This is a genomic window from Haloarchaeobius sp. HME9146, assembly GCF_025399835.1.
In the GTDB taxonomy this organism is placed as follows: domain Archaea; phylum Halobacteriota; class Halobacteria; order Halobacteriales; family Natrialbaceae; genus Haloarchaeobius.
Genome location: NZ_JAODVR010000001.1, coordinates 1,675,346 through 1,691,032, shown reverse-complemented (window position 1 = coordinate 1,691,032; position 15,687 = coordinate 1,675,346). Strand labels below are relative to the sequence as shown.

The window sequence follows — 15,687 nt, the reverse complement described above, 5'->3', positions numbered from 1 at the left end:
CGTAAAAAGGTACTAAAATGTCAAACTGGTATTTAACATTGGAACCACCCGAAAGCGACCGATCTCTGGTGAAAACACCGTCTCTGTCACTGGTTTTTATTACGTTAGTGGGTGACCGCTGAGTCGAACGATGCTCTCCACCGACGGTACAGCACCCATGGGAGGTGACCGCCGATGAGTATGGGACGAAAGCTCCTCCGGCGGGGTGCCTTCGCACTCTTCTCGACGTATCTCGTCATCAGTATCGCCTTCGGCGTCATCGCGCTGACCAACGACCCGAACGTCGGCTCGGTGGCGTACCAGGCGAGCAACACCGGCCAGGACGTCGACAAGGCCGTCGCGGCCTACCGCGAGGCCCGCAACCTGAACGACCCGCTCGTCCAGCGCTGGGCGAAGTGGATCGTCGGTATCTCGACCGGGGACTGGGGAATCTCCTACAGCACCGGACAACCGGTCCTCGACGTCATCGGCGACCGGGCGGGGATGACACTCGCGTACCTCGTCCCCTCTATCGTCCTCGCCGCGGTGTTCGGTATCAGCTTCGGGCTGTTCGCCGCGTTCCGCCAACACACCTTCAGCGACAGGCTGGTCACGACCGTCGCCTATCTCGGGCTCGGCGTCCCGAACTTCTGGCTGGCGTACATCCTCGTGGACGCCATCGTCAACCAGCACAACATCATCGGGTTTCCCTATCCCATCGACTCCAGCCAACTGTTCCACCTCGGGTTCACGCTCCACTGGGGCGTCCTGCCCGGACCCGAACTCACGACCACGCAGCAGTACTACCTGCTGCCCATCGCCACCCTGACCACGGCCCTGTTCGCAGGACAGTTGCGCTACGCACGCGCGGAGTCGCTCGAATACATCGACACCGAGTTCGTGAAGATCGCCCGCGCGAAGGGTGCCGGTCCCATCCGGGTCGCCCGCCACGTCATCCGCAACGCCGCGATTCCGCTGGTCTCGCTCTTCTTCACCGACATGCTGAGCGTCCTCGTCCTCAGCGTGTTCGTCATCGAGTCCGTGTTCAACATCGACGGCCTCGCCGCCCTCATGCTTCAGGCGGTGAGCGCGCGGGACATGCCACTCATCCTCGGCGTGACGATGGTGGTCGCGTTCGTGGGTATCGTCGGCAACTTCGTCCAGGACATCGCCTACACCGTGCTCGACCCACGGGTCGGGAGCGACGCGGACTGAAACGGGTAGAACAGGGACGGCCGGCCGACTCAGTCGTCGCCGTCTTCGTCGACGATGACGACCTCGCCGTCGACGACGTCGACGTTGATGAGCGTCTTCACGTCGTACGGTGACTCCTCGATCTTGTTCTCGCCGCCGACCTTCTTGATGACCGCGACGCAGTCGACGACGTCCGCGCCGATCTCGTCGAGCGCGCCGAGGACCGCGGCGAGGGTGCCACCGGTCGAGAGCACGTCGTCGAGAACGAGCACGCGGTCGCCCTCGTGGACGTCGTTGATGAACATCTCGTTCTCGGAGTAGCCGGTCTGCTGGGCGAGCGACACCTCGCCCTCGAGGCCGTACTCGCGCTTCCGGATGACCGTCAGCGGGATGTCGGTCATCAGGGAGACGGCCGTGGATATGTGGATCCCCATCGCGGCCGGTGTGACGATCTTGTCGACCTCTTCGAGTTCGGCCTTCCGGATGATGCGGATGACGATCTCGCGGAGGAGTCCGGGGTCGAGCTGCGGGACGCCGTCGCTGATGGGGTGGACGAAGTAGTGGTATCCGTTCTTCTCGATGATCGGCGCGTCGAGGAGGGATTCCTTGAGTTGGTCCATGTCGTAGGTCGGGGGAACCAGCAATAAAAGCTGACGATTATTGCGTCGTCCCTACGAGACGGTCTTGCTGCTCAGGATGGACGAGCTGTCGCCCTTGCGCCAGATGACCTGGACCGAATCGCCGGTCGAAACGTCTGCAGTCCCACCCTGCAGGACGAGCTGGTTGCCGCCCGTGATCTCTCCGCCCGCCCAGTCGTCGGCCCCGACCGTCCACGAGCCCTGCGCACCGTCGTTCCACGCGATCGTCCCGTTGATGAACACCTCGACGTTCCCCGATTTCACGTCGTCACCGCCGGTGTGGGTCAGGTTGACGTACTCGTCCGAGGCCCCGTCCACAGCGAAATCGTACCCCACGACGACGTTCGGTGATTTCTGTGTCACCTGCGAGCCGATATCGAGGACGAACGCCCCGACGGCGGCAGACAGCACGACCGTCACCGCCACCATCAGCACGACACCGATGACCGGCGAGAGCGCGTCGTCGTCGGTTACGAGGGCCCGAAGTTGCATCTGGTGCTAATCGGTGGTACGGTGGTATAAACGGAACGGCCAAGCGTGCCGCGATATCCCGCGCGGAATCGAATGAGCTGGTCACTCGAGGTCGAGTTCGGGCGGGACCTCGAGGTCGCCCAACCGCATGTTCTGCTCGTAGTAGATGTGTATCGCGGCGGAGACGGTGAACGAGACGGAGATGAGCATCGCCCATGCCACGTCGGGCAGCACGGTGAACGGGTAGACGTTGCCCCAGACCGCGGCACAGAGCGCACAGCTGACCGCCCCGAGCGAGAGGTAGTACTCGCGCCAGGGGAGTTCGCTGCCGGGGACGATCTCGAGGTAGATAGAGAGGTCCTTCGTGCGCGTGGTGGGTTGGATGAGCCCCGAGTCGGAGTCGTACTCGATGATGTTCGCCTCCGCCATCCGGGGGAGGTGGGTCTGCTGGAGGGTCGTGTAGACGCGCTTGCGCTGTTCCGAGGTGACCTTCTCGCAGGGAGTGCGGTACTCCCAGGCGGCGACCTGGGTCGCGAGGTCGCCGAGTTCGACCGGTTCGCCCCGCCGTTTGAGGTACTGGAGGACGAACCGGCGTCGTTGGTTGCGAAGAACGTCGAATATCTCGCCCTTCGAGAGTCGGCCGTCGATGACGGTCGTCTGACTACTCATGGCCACCTCGACACACCGATGTCACGCTCGCCCGTCTGTAATCACAGCCGCGGTGCATCGTATCCTATCGTGCATCGGGGTCGTACATAACGTTTCGTACTGCGATGAACGTGAGCGACCGCTTTAAGAAGACATAAGTCGGGTTCGTCGTACGTTTCGAGTAGCTATGACACCGGACCTTGCGGTCCTCCTCGCCCTCGTGGGCCTGCCGTTCCTCGGCGCGGCCGCCGTCCCGTTCGTCTTTCGCGTCCTCGGCGAACGGACGGCGTACTTCGCTGCGGCCGTCGCGCTCGTGTGTCTCGGGCTGGTCTCCCAGCTCTACGGCACGCACGGCAGTGCGGGGGTGGAGTGGATACCGACACTCGACGTATCCCTGCGGTTCTACGTCGATGGACTCTCGCTGCTCATCGCCACGCTCGCCACCGGGGTTGGCGTCGCAATCCTCACCTACTCGGGTGGGTACATGCACGGCGAACCCGGGCAGCCGAAGTATTACGCCACGCTGCTGGCGTTCATGGGGTCGATGCTGGGCGTCGCGCTCGCGGCCGACCTCATCACCCTCTTCCTGTTCTGGGAGCTGACGAGCCTGACCTCGTTCCTGCTCATCGGGCACTACACCGACCAGGAATCCTCGCAGTACGCCGCCCGCAAATCCATGCTCATCACGGTCGCGGGTGGCCTGTTCATGCTGGTCGGCTTCGTCATCCTGCACACGGTCAGTGTCGACGCGCTCGGCCAGGCGACGTGGGCGCTGTTCGGCGGCGAGAACGCCATGCTGGGTAGCGCGGAGAACGCCGAGGCGATGCGCGCCGCGATGGAGGAGCAGGGCGTCTTCTGGCTCGTCCTCGCACTCATCGGCATCGGTGCGGCGGCCAAGTCCGCGCAGGTTCCCCTGCACATCTGGCTGCCGAACGCCATGGAGGCCCCGACGCCGGTTTCGGCCTTCCTGCACTCCGCGACGATGGTCAAGGCCGGCGTCTACCTCGTCGGCCGGATGCGCCCGCTGTTCATGCCCGAGGGCGCACACCCGGGTAGTCTCGAACTGTGGACACTCGTGTTCGCGACGCTGGGCCTGTTGACGATGACCGTCACGGCCATCCTCGCGGTCTCGGCGACCGACATCAAGGAGCTGCTCGCGTACTCGACCGCCTCCCATCTGGGCCTCATCGTCGCCGGCTTCGGCTTCGCGGGCCACCTCGGCGCGGAGACGGGTGCGTTCCACATCCTGAACCACGCGCTGTTCAAGGCGACCCTGTTCCTCGTCGCAGGTATCATCGCGCACGAGGCAGGGACGCGGAAGATAGCCGAGTTAGGTGGCCTCCGTGAGGACCTGCCGTTCACCGCGGTCATCGCGGCCGTCGCCGCGCTCGGGATGGCCGGCATCCCGCCGTTCAACGGGTTCTACTCCAAGGAGTTCCTCTTCCACGGCGCGTGGGAGACCGGGGCCGCCTCGGGCGGCATCTTCTGGCTCATCCCGGTGGTCGCCGTCTTCGGGAGCGTCTTCACGTTCCTCTACTCCATCCGCTTCCTGATGCTGTTCTTCGGGGAGAAGCCCGACGAGCTGGGGCACGTCCACTCGCCGCCGCTGGCGATGCTCGCGCCGCCGGCCGTCCTCGCGACGCTGGCGGGCCTCGTCGGAATCGTCGGCGTCACGTCGACGTTCGAGGTCTACCTCGGCCCGCTCGGTGGCTTCATCAACTCGTTCGTCGGCGAGGTCATCCACGCGGTCGAACCGCTGGGTGCCGAGTCCGAGACGTTCCACTACTACCTGCCGACGAAGGCGAGTCCGTGGGCCGGCATGAGCGCGGCGACCATCGCGCTCGGCCTCGTCGCCTACCCGCAGTACGACCGGCTGCACCACGGTATCCGGTCGCTCCTGAAGGGCCCGGTCCGTGCGAACTGGTGGTACGACAACGCCACCGAGGCGCTCAACCCCAACAGTGACCGCCTTCGGGACCTCGTCCAGAACGGTCTCCTTCGCACGTACGCGACCTGGACCGTCGCGGCGTTCGCGACCCTCACCATCCTCGGCTACGTTGCCGCGGGGGTCTCGCCCAATCTGCCGTCGACGCTCGGGTCGGTGCTTCCCATCGTCCTGGTCGGGACGGTCCTCGTGGTCACAGCGATGCTGTTCAGCAACGTCTCGCTGCGGACCGCGACCGGTGTCGCGGGCGTGCTCGTCGCTGGTGTGAGCGCCCTCATCGGCTGGGCGGTGCTGACCCAGGACGTGAGCCTGACGACCTCGGTGCCCATCGTGCTCGTGCTCTCGCTGGCCGTCGTGGCCGCGCTCGCGGTGAGCCGCGCACCCTCGCACATCGCCGGGGTGCTCACGCTCTCCATCCTCGGGTTCATGGTGGCGATATTCTTCATCCTCGCCAACGCGCCCGACCTCGCGCTGACGCAACTGGTCGTCGAGACGCTCGTGCTGGTCATCTTCCTGCTCGTCCTCGACAAGCTCCCCGCGTTCTACGGCAAGTGGAACCGGGTGCGCGTGCTGCGTGACGGGGCGCTCTCGCTCGTCGTCGGTGCGACGGTGTTCGTCACCGTCCTGTTGACGACGGCGAACCAGCCCGACACCATCGCGACCACGCTGGCTGCGGCATCCTACCCCGAGGCGGGTGGGACGAACATCGTCAACGTCATCTTGGTCGACTTCCGCGCATTCGATACGATGGGAGAGATAGCTGTCGTCGCGATGGCCGCACTGTCGGTCGTGACTCTGGTTGCCCTGCGCGAACGGGGTGAGACCGAATGAGCTACAGCGACGACACGACGGTCATCGCCCGGACGGTGGCACGCATCGTCGTGCCCATCATCCTGGTGACGGCCATCGCCCTGCTGTTGCAGGGACACAACCTCCCCGGTGGGGGCTTCATCGCGGGCGTGCTCACCGCCGCCGCGTTCGCCCTCATCTACGTCATCTTCGGGCTGGAGTACCTGCAGGACACCCTGTTCGACCGTGACGTGCGGCCCTCGCTCGGCATCGACCGACCGGCCATCGTGGCCGACTTCCGGAGCACGTTCGCCATCGGCCTGCTCATCGCCGTTCTCAGCGGCATCGGGGCCATCGCGTTCGGCGACGCCTTCCTCAACCAGGTCGACGACACGTACCACGGCGAGGGCCTCGGCGTCGTCGGCGAGTTCGTCTTCGGCACGCTGTTCGAGATACACTGGGCGACCGCCTTCGCGTTCGACCTCGGGGTGTACCTCGTGGTCGTCGGTGGCCTCCTCACGATCCTCTCGGTGGTGGGTGGCGAATGACGGAGTTCGTCCTCGCCACGGTGCTCGGGCTCCTGTTCGCGCTCGGGACCTTCCTCATCATGCGTCGCGACATCGTTCGCGTCGTCTGGGGCGTGAGCATCATCTCACAGGCTGCGAATATGTACCTCGTCACGATGGGCGTGATGGATGGGGCCGTCCCGGTCCTCGGTCACCACGGCGAAGGGGCCGCGGGCGTCACGGACCCGCTGGTCCAGGCGCTCGTGCTGACCGCCATCGTCATCGGGTTCGGGACGACCGCGTTCGCGCTCGTCCTGACCTACCGCGTCTACCAGGAGAACGGGACGATCGACCTCGTGCAACTCGGTCAGGGAGGTGAAACCGACGATGTCTGAATACCCACTCGCCGTCATCGCACCGATACTCGTCCCGCTCGTGACCGCCATCCTCGCGCTGGTCGCACACCGGACGAAGCGCCCCCAGCAGGCCATCAGCCTGCTCGGTGGCGTGGGCTACGTCGCCGCGGTCGCGTACCTGTTCCAGCAGGTCCAGGCTGATTCGGACGCGATCCTCACCTATCAGCTGTCGAACTGGGACGCCCCGTTCGGCATCTCGCTGGTCGCGGACGACCTCGCGGTGTTCATGCTCGCGCTCGCGGCCGTCGTCTCGCTGGCGGCGCTCGCGTTCTCCATCCTGTACCTCGACGAGTCCGCCGAACGCGTCTCCTACCACCCGCTGTTCCACTTCATGCTGGTGGGCGTGAGCGGGTCGTTCCTCACCGGCGACATCTTCAACCTGTTCGTCTGGTTCGAGGTGATGCTCATGTCGAGCTACGTGCTCGTCGTGTTCTACTCCGGTCCGCAACACACCAAGGCCGCGCTCCAGTACGTCACACTCAACCTTGTGGGGAGCGCGCTGATGCTGGTCGCTATCGGTGGCCTCTACGCGACGACCGGGACGCTGAACATGGCCGACCTGGCCCGCAGACTGGCGAACCCGGCCGAGTTCGGCATCGTCAGCATCGCGCCGGTCCTCGGCCTCTCGGCGGTCCTGTTCGTCGTCTTCGCGCTGAAGGCCGGCATCGTGCCGTTCCAGTGGTGGGTGCCCGCGGCGTACCGCGCCGCCCCCGCCCCCGTCGCGGCCGTCCTCGCAGGCGTCGTGAAGAAGGTCGGCGTCTACGCCATCATCCGACTGTACTTCACCATCTTCGCGAACGCTGACACGGGCGCACTCGACCTCGGGCTCCCCGGGCTCGCGGGCGACTCGGTGCTGGCGTTCTTCGGGCCCGTCCTGTTCGTGATGGCCGGCGCGAGCATCCTCATCGGCGGCATCGGCGCGGTCAACCGCGACAACGTCGACGACCTGCTCGCGTACTCCAGTATCGGCCAGGTCGGGTTCATCGTGCTCGCGCTCGCGTTCGCCGCGACGGCCATCGCCGGCGGCTCCGCGGACCAGCCGCTGTCGGCTCCCGAACCGTTCGGGAACCTCGCGGTCCTCGGTATCGCGGCCGCGCTGGTGTACTCGCTGAACCACGCACTGGCGAAAGGTGCGCTGTTCCTCGTCAGCGGGGCCATCAACACCGCCATCGGGACCATCGAGTTCGACAGGCTCGGCGGGCTGGCGAACCGGCTTCCGTTCCTCTCGGCCGCGTTCTTCCTCGCCGGGCTCGGGCTGGTCGGGATTCCGCCGTTCCTCGGCTTCTTCGGGAAGTTCCTCGTGTTCGACGCGGCGGTCAACGCCGGCTCCGGAGCCGGAGTCGCACTCGCGCTCGCCGGTGCGATACTCACCATCGCGTACTTCACCCGGGCGTGGAACCGCGGCTTCTGGGGGGTTCCCTCGGAGGCCGTCGACGTGGCACAGCGCCCGACCGGTCAGGTAGCTATCGTGCTCGCGCTCGCGCTCTCGGTCGTGCTGGTCGGCGCGGCGTTCGACCCGGTCGTCGCGGCGGCCATCGACGCGGCACAGGCGGCGACGAACACCGACGCGTACATCGAGGCCGTCCACCTCACCGACGGTCTCACCAGCGGAAACGGAGGTGGTCACTGATGTCCGAGAACGAAACGACCCAGCTCGACACCGGCACGGAACCTGGAAAGACGCGCAAGTGGCCGACCATCGGCCTCGTGCTGGCCATCCTCTGGCTGTTCGTCCGCGGTGTCCACTTCATCGACGAACCGTGGCTCGCGGCGGGCGAGTTCATCCTCGGCCTCGTCGTCGGGTTGCCCATCGCCTTCCTGTTCCGCCGGTTCTTCGCCCGGACGTACGGCGTGAGCCGGACGGTCCGCGTCGTCCCGGCCGCGGCCGCCTACGTCGGGCTGTTCGTCTGGGAACTCATCACGGCGAACTACGACGTGGCCAGGCGCGTGCTCTCGCCGAGCATGCCCATCCACCCGGACGTCATCGAGGTGCCGCTGCGCGTCGAGACCGACGTGGCCGTCACCACCATCGCGAACTCCATCACCCTCACCCCAGGGACGCTCACCATGGACTACGACGAAGAAAGAAACGCGCTGTACGTCCACGCCATCGCGGCGCGGGACCACGAATCGATAGTCAAACCCATCCGGCGCTGGGAGGACTACGCGCTCGTCATCTTCGACGAACGCCGCAGTCCCGGCTCGCCGGTGCCCGACCCGGAGACGCCGGGTGGGGAGTCACCCGTCGCCTCGAAACAGCGCTCCGGAGGTGAGCAGGATGACTGAGGCCGCAGCCCCCGAATGGCTCGGACTCGTCCTGCAGTTCGGGCTCATCGTCGCCAGCGGCGTGACGCTGCTGTGTGCCTACCGGGTCATCCGGGGGCCGTCGACGCCCGACCGCGTGGTCGCACTCGACACCATCGGGACGAACGTCGTCGCCATTGCCGTGGTGTGGGCGATGGTCCAGAACCGCGGCCTGTTCATCGACGTGAGCCTCGTGCTCGCCATCATCGGCTTCATCAGCACCATCGCGGTCGCTCGCTACGTGACCGAGGGGGACATCATCGAATAACCATGGCGCTCGCAGAAACCATCCAGTACGGCGTCGTCGCAGCGCTCGTCCTCGTGGGCAGCTTCTTCCTGCTCGTGGGGACCATCGGCCTCATCCGCCTGCCCAACGTGTACAACCGGATGCACGCCACCAGCAAGTCGACCACCCTCGGCGCGGCCTCGATGTTCCTCGCCGGGTTCGTCTACTTCGGGGGCCAGGGCGTCGGCCTCGAATCGCTGGTCGGCATCCTGTTCCTGTTCCTCACCGCCCCGACCGGCGCGCACATGATCTCGCGGTCGGCCCGCAAGATGGGCATCGACTTCATGGAGGAGGTCGCGTGGCCCATCGAAGGAGCCGGTATCGACACCGACCGCGCCGGAGACGGCGAGTCGCCCGGGACGGCCGACGACTGACCGCCCGCGCGTTTCCCGCACTCATCCTTCGACGGAGTAGTACCCGGCGAGAACGCCGAAGAACAGCACCGTGGTGAGCCAGTCCGAGGGCGTGTACCCGACCGTGAACTCGGTCAGGATACGGATTCCGGAAACTACCAGGACTGCGCCGACCCCACGAAGCGCCAGCTTCGTCGTGTCGACCCCACTCATGCTGGGCCTCCCCGTACACGGTCACCATCACAGGTGGGAACTTCGCCATGGCCGGGCCGACCATGGTCGTACCAACTCCCGAACGCGCCTCGCTCGCTCATACCAGTTCCTCTCGATTCACGTCCAACTAACTGTTCTGGCTGTGTCGAATTTCCTACACTATTTTCGTCGCGACCGTTCGTGCCGCCGACTGCACACAAGACACTTTATACTCTGTTTCTGACGTGAGTCCATGGACCGACGCAGTTTTCTCGCAGCTGGCCTCGCCAGCACCGTCGGACTCGCCGGCTGCCTACAGGGTGGCATCGGCGGTGACTCGGGACCGAACTGCGCCGAGGCCGAGGTCGTCGACGCAACGGTCGTCCCAGCGGAGCCCGACACTGCGACGTCCGGAACAGGCGGGACGGACACAACCACACCCGCGCCGGCAGCGACGGACGACTACGTCGTCGTGGCCGTCCGGAACGACACCGACTCGGTCGTCACGGTAACTGGATACGTCGAATCGACCGATGGGCGAGCGGAGTTCTCACGAGATGTCCCCGCCGAGTCCGGGAAGACAGAACTTCGGTTCGGGCCGTTCGCACACCACGGTATCGACGAGTACGAGTTCGGTATCGAGGGGTGTTGAGGTCGGAGGGTCGCTGCTGCCGATTGCTGGTGTGTCGTCACCCGCAGGCTGATTCGCGCCACCCCCTCACGGGAGCACCTGGTCGTACACCTGCAACTCGATACCGTAGAAGCCTTCGGGTCCCCGGATAGCGACAGCGTCCGCTCCGTAGAGGTGTTCTTCCCGATACGGGCCAAGCGCATTCTCCATCACGTCGCCCAGTAGCGTCGAGAACGCGTTCGCGCCCGAACCGTGACAGGTGACTGCGCCCCCGTGCTGGACACCGAACCTGAAGACGAGTTGTGACTCCTCGCGCAACTCGCCGTAGTTCACCACCGCAGTCGACTCGCCGGCCGACCCGTTCGGCCCCACGACGTCGAGCATCGCGATACGCTCCTCGGGGGGACAGGCGTCGGCCGTCTGGAGCCACGCCGGTGGGTTCTCGACGGTGAACTCGGGGTCGCGGTCGGCGGGAATCGAGAGACATCCCGCTCCGACCGTCGCGAGTGAGCAGACACCTGCGAGGACCGCCCGGCGATTCATATCGAGAACTGCTTCCGGAACTGTCAAAAGTACTGTCGAAGCTGCAACGAGAGTTTCACCCGACGGACTCCGCCCGTCAGGACAACGTCGCCGCCAGCGCCTTCGCGACCTCCAGCCCCAGGTCCTCTTTCGCCCCCCGATATTCAGAATAGGCTTGTTGGTGCACCAGCAACGCCCGCGTCTCGTCGCTGCCCATGACGCTGGCGTCGTTGGCCACCACGAACGCCAGTCCAGCCCGGTCCAGCGTCTGCCGGGCGGCCTCGACCATCTTCTCGTCCTCCCCACTCGTTTCGGTCTTGAAGCCGACGATGCGCATATCCGAATACTCCTTGCGGACCGTGTCGATGAGCTTCGGTGTCGGCGTGAGCGACAGGGTGAGTTCCTCCTGCCCGGAGCGAATCTTCTCGTCGCTCTGCTCGACGGTGTAGTCGCTGATAGCTGCAACAGAAACCAGCGCGTCAGCGGTCTCGCAGGCGTCGAGCGTCGCATCCAGCATCTCGCCTGCGCTCTCGACCGAGACGAGGTCGGCGTAGGGTACGTCGTCGATTGCTGAACTACTCGTCAGCGGGTGCGGCCCGACCGTCGCGTGGACCAGCGTCACGTCACCCCCGAGGACGTAGGCGGCTCGTGCCACCGCGCGGCCCATCTTCCCCGAAGACCGGTTCGTCAGCAGGCGGACCGGGTCCACGGATTCGGCGGTCGCACCGCTGGTGACGACGACCTCCGTGCCAGCGAGGGGCGACTCACCCGACGCGCGGGCGACCGCGAGGGCGATGGCGTCCTCGGTGGCTATCTTCGCCTTCTCCTCCTCGATGCGGGGGGCCACGAAGTCGACGCCCCACGACTCCAGTTTCTCGATAGCCTCCAGAACCCCAGGATGGTCGTACATCGGTTCGTGCATCGCGGGGGCAATGACGACCGGAACGCCGGCCCCGATGGCGGTCGTCGCGCAGGTCGTCACGGGCGTGTCGTCCACGGCGTGGGCGATCTTCCCGACCGTGTTGGCGGTGGCAGGTGCTACGAGGAGTACGTCTGCCCACTCGTCCCGGCCACACAACGCGACGTGTTCGACCTTGCCCGTGATCTCGGTGACCACCTCGTTGTCGGTCGCGAACTCGACCGACCAGGGGTGGATGATTCCCTGCGCACTGTTCGTCATCACTCCCCTGACCTCGGCCCCCCGTCGACGCAACTCGTGGGCCAGCTCGACCGTCTTCACGGCCGCGATGGAGCCCGTCACGCCGAGGGCGACGTTCACACCGTCGAGCATGCTCATGACACCCGGTTCGGGCGCATGGGTTACGGGTGTGTCGGTCGCGTGTCGCGAACCGAGGTGAAAACCATTGTTGTGCCCCGTCGCCACCCCCTGCCATGGTCCCGTCGACGGGCGGACAAGCCAGAAACCGATGCAACTCGCTCGCTACGCGTCAAGTTCAGTCGTCCTGGGATTCTGGGAACGGCGTCGCCTCGACAATACCGTCGGTCGTCAGGCCGTATATCGAATCTCCGGTTGCGACGAGGTTCGAATCGAACGCGTCCGTCGTATCTTGCCACCGCTTGTCGCCCGTCTCCGCCGAGAGGACGACCAGCCCTCCTGGCGACGCACCGACGAGCACCGAATCCGGAGTACAGAGGGGTGCGGAGAGCGTTGTCGCTCGTTCCTTCCGTTCGTCACCAGTTGGAATCTGCGTCCGCCACACCTGCTCCCCCGTTGTCGCGTGCAGAGCGGTGACGGTCCCAGTCTTCTCGTCAGGGACGTAGACCGTCTCATCCCTGTACGCGGGGACCGTGTAGGGGTCGGTCGTCTTCGACTGCGTGCGCCATACTCGCTCTCCGGTGTCTTTTCTAAGGGCGTGGAGAACGCCGCTGTTGTCTCGAACGAAGACGTGTGTGCCGAGGACAGGAGTGGTGTACGTCTCGCCAACGACGTCGGTGCGCCACCGAACGTTTCCACTCGATTTCTCGATTGCGACGACCTCGCCCCCTTCCGAATTCGCATCGACGAGATAGACCGCCTCCTTCGAACTGCTAATTCCTGTAATCACCCGGTTGCTCTCGACTGCCCATCGTTGGTCACCGGAATCGACCGAGTAGGATTGCAGACCGCCGTCGATACCGGGAATGTAGACGAGCAGCTCATCCATGAGGGTCCCGGTGTGCGGTGATGCCGTCGGGGTCTTCCCGACGACCTCCCACGAATCGATATCGACCCATATCAGGCCAGCATTGGTGTGCACACCGAGTCGTCCACAGCCGAGTACCGGGCCGACTCTCGCCGCATGATTCAGCGAGAGAGCGTCTGTATGGCCCGTCGATCTGTGGGTCCGATAGATCGTCCTGTCTTGAAACTGGTGCCAGAAGACGTGTTCGTCTGTGGCTACCGCCGCTCCGGTACCGTAGAGTGATTCCAGAGTGCCGTCGTGAGACACGAGGCGTAGTTCCTCTCCGACGGATATCCCGGTCTGCCCTGTGCGCTGGGGTGACCCCTGGAATGTTGGCCAGACCGTGGAGTCCTGACACTGTTCGAACGGGAGCGAATCTGGAGCCGAGTTGGACGAGAGGAACGAGGTGGTAGAGAGACACCCCGAGAGATTGCTTGCGCCGAGGAGGGCCAGTAGGCCGCGGCGGGACACAGAAGTCATTGTGGTGATAGTTGTTGGTTATTACAATAAGGCCTTTATTGTCAATCGCACAAACACCAGGCGAGCAAAACCTCGTAGTCACCCGATTTCCGAACTGAATATTTTTGAGTAATTCCGGCCCAGATGCTGCTCAGTCCAGATCCTCTTGGTCGACGCTCGGGTGCATCCGCGGCTCGTCGTCCAGGGGCTCGGCGTAGGCCCGGTTCGCATCACGGGCAGCCGCATCCCGTGCGAGGCGTTCCTCGTCGTCTATCTCCTCACAGCCCGGCGGCACGTCACGGTCGCGGCCAGTGAAGTAGCCCCGCGGCGTCACCCAGTCGTGGTAGAAGTTCACGTCGGACTCGTGGACGATGGTGAGACCGACGGTCGCGCCGTGGCCGGCGCAGACGATCGCCTGGTGGTACTGGTCCGCGAGGCGGCCGGCAGCGTAGATACCCTCGACGTTCGTCCGGCCCGCGTGGTCGACCTCCAGGAACGTCTTGCTCCCGCGCTGTTCGGCCTCGACACCGAGGCCGTCGAGGTAGGAGGAATCAGCCCACGAGGCGGCGACGATTCGCCCCGAGGTGAGTTCGGCGTCGTCGTCCACCGTCACGGTGAACCCAGAGTCGAACTCGCCAGCCACGTCGGTGACTCGGCCGGTGAGGAACTCGCAGCCGGCGTTGCCCGCCTGGGCCCGGGTCTGCTGGTGGAACCGGCGCGCATCCACGCCTTCGGGGAAGCCGGGGAAGTTCTCCAGGTGCGCGTTGCGGTAGAGGATCGGTTCGCCGTCGTTGACGACGAGCGTGTCGAGTCCGGCACGGGCGGTGAAGATACCGACACTGAGGCCGGCGACGCCACCGCCGACGATACAGACGTCACAGTCCATAGCCGAACGTCGGCCACACTCCTACAAAAGTCGTGCTCTTCACTGGATTCGGCGGGCCACGAGCGTCCCCATGCAGATGAAAGACACCAGACCGAACACGCCGTTGAAGTCCTGCGTCTCGGGGTGTTCGACGGGTGTCGCGAACGGGTCGAGGACGGAGAGGAACTCGACCGAGTCCTCCGGGTTGTCGATGACGGTGCTCCCATCGCTTGCGCCCTGGTTCGAACTCCCCCCGTCCGCCGAATCCCGGCCGGTACTGCCTGCCTTCTCGTCTGCCGATTCCGTGTCCGTGCCGCCAGCGCTCGCCTGCTTGCTCTCGGTTCCATCGGCTGTCGCCTGGGTTTCGGCGTCGTCGCCGGTCGATCCGTCACCGGCGGAGTCGTCCGTCGATTGCGTCTCGGTCGAGGAGTCCTCCGGCGCGGACGTTCCCTCCTCTTTCGTGGTGTTCGAATCGCTCTCGGACTTCCCCTCGCTGCCGTCTCCCCCCGCGTCGGTCGTGGTGTCGCCACCGTCGCCTTCGCCGAGTCCTCCATCGGTGGCGTCGTCGTCTCCGGAATCCGCCGTGTCGTCGTCCTCCGAGTCATCCTCACCCTCCGACCCGGAGTCGTCGCTGGAGCCATCCTCGCCGTCACCGGGCTGGAGCCCGCCGGAATCGTCGTCCGCGTTATCGTCGTCTGCGTTGTCACCGTCTGTTCCATCGGAGCCGTCGCCGCCATCGTCCGAGCTGTCGCCGTCGTCGGAATCGTCGGAATCGTCCGAGCTATCGCCGTCGTCGGTCTCGTCGGAATCGTCGGATTCTCCCACCAAGAGTGTCGTCTCCGCTATCGCCTGGTTCCGGCTTCGGTCGCTGACCCGTCCCGAGACCGTCACCTCCCCAGCACTGGCGTTGGCCGGCACCCGAAGCGTCACGGACGTGGTGGCGTTCTGGCCGGGGTCGAGCGACTCCCACTGCCAGACGAGACCGCGGTCGCCGAACTGGCTGCCGCCGTCGGTGTGGTTCACGACGGACCAGCCGACCGGCTCGCTCGCGCCGGGTCGCCTGAGGTGGGCCTCGGCGCGGACCGACTCTGCCACGGTACTCCCCTCGTTCGCGACGGTCAACTCGACGGTCACCGTCTCGCCCGGACTCGCGTTGCCGGCCGTGACGGCTATCGAGTAGCTCACTGCACGCGTGTTCTCGGTCGTTCGTCCTCCCCCGTCCGTGGCTCCTGCGACCGGTGTCAGCAAGAGCGCACAGACGAGACACCCCAACAGCAGCCTCGTCCCCCTTCGGTTGGTTCCCATA

The 15,687-nt window shown here is 65.4% G+C and carries 18 protein-coding genes; 9 read left to right on the top strand and 9 right to left on the bottom strand.

All coding sequences use genetic code 11. The features are described from left to right. Positions 1 to 174 precede the first annotated feature (174 nt). Complete coding sequence (locus tag N6C22_RS08700) at positions 175 to 1,194, top strand: ABC transporter permease (RefSeq protein WP_261650708.1); 1,020 nt, start codon at positions 175 to 177, stop codon at positions 1,192 to 1,194. Between the two features lie 29 nt (positions 1,195 to 1,223). On the opposite strand, the gene hpt is transcribed toward N6C22_RS08700, so the two are convergent. From hpt to N6C22_RS08685, 3 genes are all read right to left on the bottom strand, one after another. Beyond that, positions 1,224 to 1,793 (bottom strand): hypoxanthine/guanine phosphoribosyltransferase, encoded by a 570-nt coding sequence (hpt, locus tag N6C22_RS08695; RefSeq protein ID WP_261650707.1) that lies wholly within the window; start codon positions 1,791 to 1,793, stop codon positions 1,224 to 1,226. Between the two features lie 51 nt (positions 1,794 to 1,844). Next, positions 1,845 to 2,303 carry a type IV pilin N-terminal domain-containing protein gene (locus N6C22_RS08690; RefSeq protein WP_261650706.1) on the bottom strand — a complete coding sequence of 153 codons (459 nt, stop codon included), beginning with the start codon at positions 2,301 to 2,303 and terminating at the stop codon, positions 1,845 to 1,847. An 81-nt stretch (positions 2,304 to 2,384) separates the two neighbouring features. After that, positions 2,385 to 2,951 carry a hypothetical protein gene (locus N6C22_RS08685; RefSeq protein WP_261650705.1) on the bottom strand — a complete coding sequence of 189 codons (567 nt, stop codon included), beginning with the start codon at positions 2,949 to 2,951 and terminating at the stop codon, positions 2,385 to 2,387. Between the two features lie 166 nt (positions 2,952 to 3,117). On the opposite strand from N6C22_RS08685, the gene mbhE reads away from it, so the two are divergent. Genes mbhE through mnhG form a run of 7 tightly spaced genes read left to right on the top strand, consistent with a single transcriptional unit; the run spans position 3,118 to position 9,550 of the window. Beyond that, complete coding sequence (gene mbhE / locus N6C22_RS08680; RefSeq protein ID WP_261650704.1) at positions 3,118 to 5,706, top strand: hydrogen gas-evolving membrane-bound hydrogenase subunit E; 2,589 nt, start codon at positions 3,118 to 3,120, stop codon at positions 5,704 to 5,706. Continuing rightward, positions 5,703 to 6,212 (top strand): MnhB domain-containing protein, encoded by a 510-nt coding sequence (locus tag N6C22_RS08675; protein WP_261650703.1) that lies wholly within the window; start codon positions 5,703 to 5,705, stop codon positions 6,210 to 6,212. Before mbhE ends, N6C22_RS08675 begins: the two co-directional genes overlap by 4 nt. Beyond that, complete coding sequence (locus tag N6C22_RS08670) at positions 6,209 to 6,565, top strand: sodium:proton antiporter (protein ID WP_261650702.1); 357 nt, start codon at positions 6,209 to 6,211, stop codon at positions 6,563 to 6,565. Before N6C22_RS08675 ends, N6C22_RS08670 begins: the two co-directional genes overlap by 4 nt. Beyond that, positions 6,558 to 8,216, top strand: a complete 1,659-nt coding sequence (locus N6C22_RS08665; protein WP_261650701.1) for a complex I subunit 5 family protein — start codon at positions 6,558 to 6,560, stop codon at positions 8,214 to 8,216. Before N6C22_RS08670 ends, N6C22_RS08665 begins: the two co-directional genes overlap by 8 nt. Next, complete coding sequence (locus tag N6C22_RS08660; protein ID WP_261650700.1) at positions 8,216 to 8,872, top strand: Na+/H+ antiporter subunit E; 657 nt, start codon at positions 8,216 to 8,218, stop codon at positions 8,870 to 8,872. Before N6C22_RS08665 ends, N6C22_RS08660 begins: the two co-directional genes overlap by 1 nt. Beyond that, positions 8,865 to 9,158, top strand: coding sequence for a monovalent cation/H+ antiporter complex subunit F (locus tag N6C22_RS08655; protein WP_261650699.1), 294 nt, complete (start codon positions 8,865 to 8,867; stop codon positions 9,156 to 9,158). The genes N6C22_RS08660 and N6C22_RS08655 overlap by 8 nt, the downstream gene beginning before the upstream one ends. Positions 9,159 to 9,160: 2 nt before the next feature. Continuing rightward, complete coding sequence (gene mnhG, locus N6C22_RS08650; protein WP_261650698.1) at positions 9,161 to 9,550, top strand: monovalent cation/H(+) antiporter subunit G; 390 nt, start codon at positions 9,161 to 9,163, stop codon at positions 9,548 to 9,550. A 21-nt stretch (positions 9,551 to 9,571) separates the two neighbouring features. On the opposite strand, the gene N6C22_RS08645 is transcribed toward mnhG, so the two are convergent. After that, positions 9,572 to 9,742 carry a hypothetical protein gene (locus N6C22_RS08645; RefSeq protein WP_261650697.1) on the bottom strand — a complete coding sequence of 57 codons (171 nt, stop codon included), beginning with the start codon at positions 9,740 to 9,742 and terminating at the stop codon, positions 9,572 to 9,574. A gap of 232 nt (positions 9,743 to 9,974) precedes the next feature. Between N6C22_RS08645 and N6C22_RS08640 the strand changes: the two genes are divergently transcribed. Next, on the top strand, positions 9,975 to 10,373 hold the full coding sequence (locus N6C22_RS08640) for a hypothetical protein (RefSeq protein WP_261650696.1): 399 nt from the start codon (positions 9,975 to 9,977) through the stop codon (positions 10,371 to 10,373). A gap of 66 nt (positions 10,374 to 10,439) precedes the next feature. On the opposite strand, the gene N6C22_RS08635 is transcribed toward N6C22_RS08640, so the two are convergent. From N6C22_RS08635 to N6C22_RS08615, 5 genes are all read right to left on the bottom strand, one after another. Next, a complete protein-coding gene (locus N6C22_RS08635) occupies positions 10,440 to 10,895 on the bottom strand; it encodes a hypothetical protein (RefSeq protein ID WP_261650695.1) in 456 nt (151 codons plus the stop codon). Positions 10,896 to 10,971: 76 nt separating this feature from the next. Continuing rightward, positions 10,972 to 12,165: a bifunctional phosphopantothenoylcysteine decarboxylase/phosphopantothenate--cysteine ligase CoaBC gene (coaBC, locus tag N6C22_RS08630; protein WP_261652548.1), complete on the bottom strand. Its 1,194-nt coding sequence runs from the start codon at positions 12,163 to 12,165 to the stop codon at positions 10,972 to 10,974. A gap of 163 nt (positions 12,166 to 12,328) precedes the next feature. Further along, positions 12,329 to 13,324: a PQQ-binding-like beta-propeller repeat protein gene (locus N6C22_RS08625; protein WP_261650694.1), complete on the bottom strand. Its 996-nt coding sequence runs from the start codon at positions 13,322 to 13,324 to the stop codon at positions 12,329 to 12,331. 343 nt (positions 13,325 to 13,667) lie between these two features. Then, the gene (locus tag N6C22_RS08620) at positions 13,668 to 14,402 is read right to left on the bottom strand and encodes an NAD(P)/FAD-dependent oxidoreductase (RefSeq protein ID WP_261650693.1); all 735 of its coding nucleotides are present in this window, start codon (positions 14,400 to 14,402) and stop codon (positions 13,668 to 13,670) included. Positions 14,403 to 14,441: 39 nt separating this feature from the next. After that, entirely contained in the window at positions 14,442 to 15,686 is a 1,245-nt protein-coding gene (locus N6C22_RS08615) for an NEW3 domain-containing protein (RefSeq protein WP_261650692.1), read from the bottom strand. Between the last annotated feature and the right edge of the window lies 1 nt (position 15,687).

What these genes read in the sequence shown, in the direction of transcription:
- N6C22_RS08685 (WP_261650705.1), bottom strand. Translation starts at nt 2,951, where the DNA reads ATGAGTAGTCAGACGACCGTCATCGACGGCCGACTCTCGAAGGGCGAG.
- N6C22_RS08670 (WP_261650702.1), top strand. Translation starts at nt 6,209, where the DNA reads ATGACGGAGTTCGTCCTCGCCACGGTGCTCGGGCTCCTGTTCGCGCTC.
- N6C22_RS08675 (WP_261650703.1), top strand. Translation starts at nt 5,703, where the DNA reads ATGAGCTACAGCGACGACACGACGGTCATCGCCCGGACGGTGGCACGC.
- N6C22_RS08690 (WP_261650706.1), bottom strand. Translation starts at nt 2,303, where the DNA reads ATGCAACTTCGGGCCCTCGTAACCGACGACGACGCGCTCTCGCCGGTC.
- N6C22_RS08655 (WP_261650699.1), top strand. Translation starts at nt 8,865, where the DNA reads ATGACTGAGGCCGCAGCCCCCGAATGGCTCGGACTCGTCCTGCAGTTC.
- mbhE (WP_261650704.1), top strand. Translation starts at nt 3,118, where the DNA reads ATGACACCGGACCTTGCGGTCCTCCTCGCCCTCGTGGGCCTGCCGTTC.
- N6C22_RS08635 (WP_261650695.1), bottom strand. Translation starts at nt 10,895, where the DNA reads ATGAATCGCCGGGCGGTCCTCGCAGGTGTCTGCTCACTCGCGACGGTC.
- N6C22_RS08700 (WP_261650708.1), top strand. Translation starts at nt 175, where the DNA reads ATGAGTATGGGACGAAAGCTCCTCCGGCGGGGTGCCTTCGCACTCTTC.
- N6C22_RS08645 (WP_261650697.1), bottom strand. Translation starts at nt 9,742, where the DNA reads ATGAGTGGGGTCGACACGACGAAGCTGGCGCTTCGTGGGGTCGGCGCA.
- N6C22_RS08640 (WP_261650696.1), top strand. Translation starts at nt 9,975, where the DNA reads ATGGACCGACGCAGTTTTCTCGCAGCTGGCCTCGCCAGCACCGTCGGA.
- N6C22_RS08620 (WP_261650693.1), bottom strand. Translation starts at nt 14,402, where the DNA reads ATGGACTGTGACGTCTGTATCGTCGGCGGTGGCGTCGCCGGCCTCAGT.
- mnhG (WP_261650698.1), top strand. Translation starts at nt 9,161, where the DNA reads ATGGCGCTCGCAGAAACCATCCAGTACGGCGTCGTCGCAGCGCTCGTC.
- N6C22_RS08660 (WP_261650700.1), top strand. Translation starts at nt 8,216, where the DNA reads ATGTCCGAGAACGAAACGACCCAGCTCGACACCGGCACGGAACCTGGA.
- N6C22_RS08665 (WP_261650701.1), top strand. Translation starts at nt 6,558, where the DNA reads ATGTCTGAATACCCACTCGCCGTCATCGCACCGATACTCGTCCCGCTC.
- hpt (WP_261650707.1), bottom strand. Translation starts at nt 1,793, where the DNA reads ATGGACCAACTCAAGGAATCCCTCCTCGACGCGCCGATCATCGAGAAG.
- coaBC (WP_261652548.1), bottom strand. Translation starts at nt 12,165, where the DNA reads ATGCTCGACGGTGTGAACGTCGCCCTCGGCGTGACGGGCTCCATCGCG.
- N6C22_RS08615 (WP_261650692.1), bottom strand. Translation starts at nt 15,686, where the DNA reads ATGGGAACCAACCGAAGGGGGACGAGGCTGCTGTTGGGGTGTCTCGTC.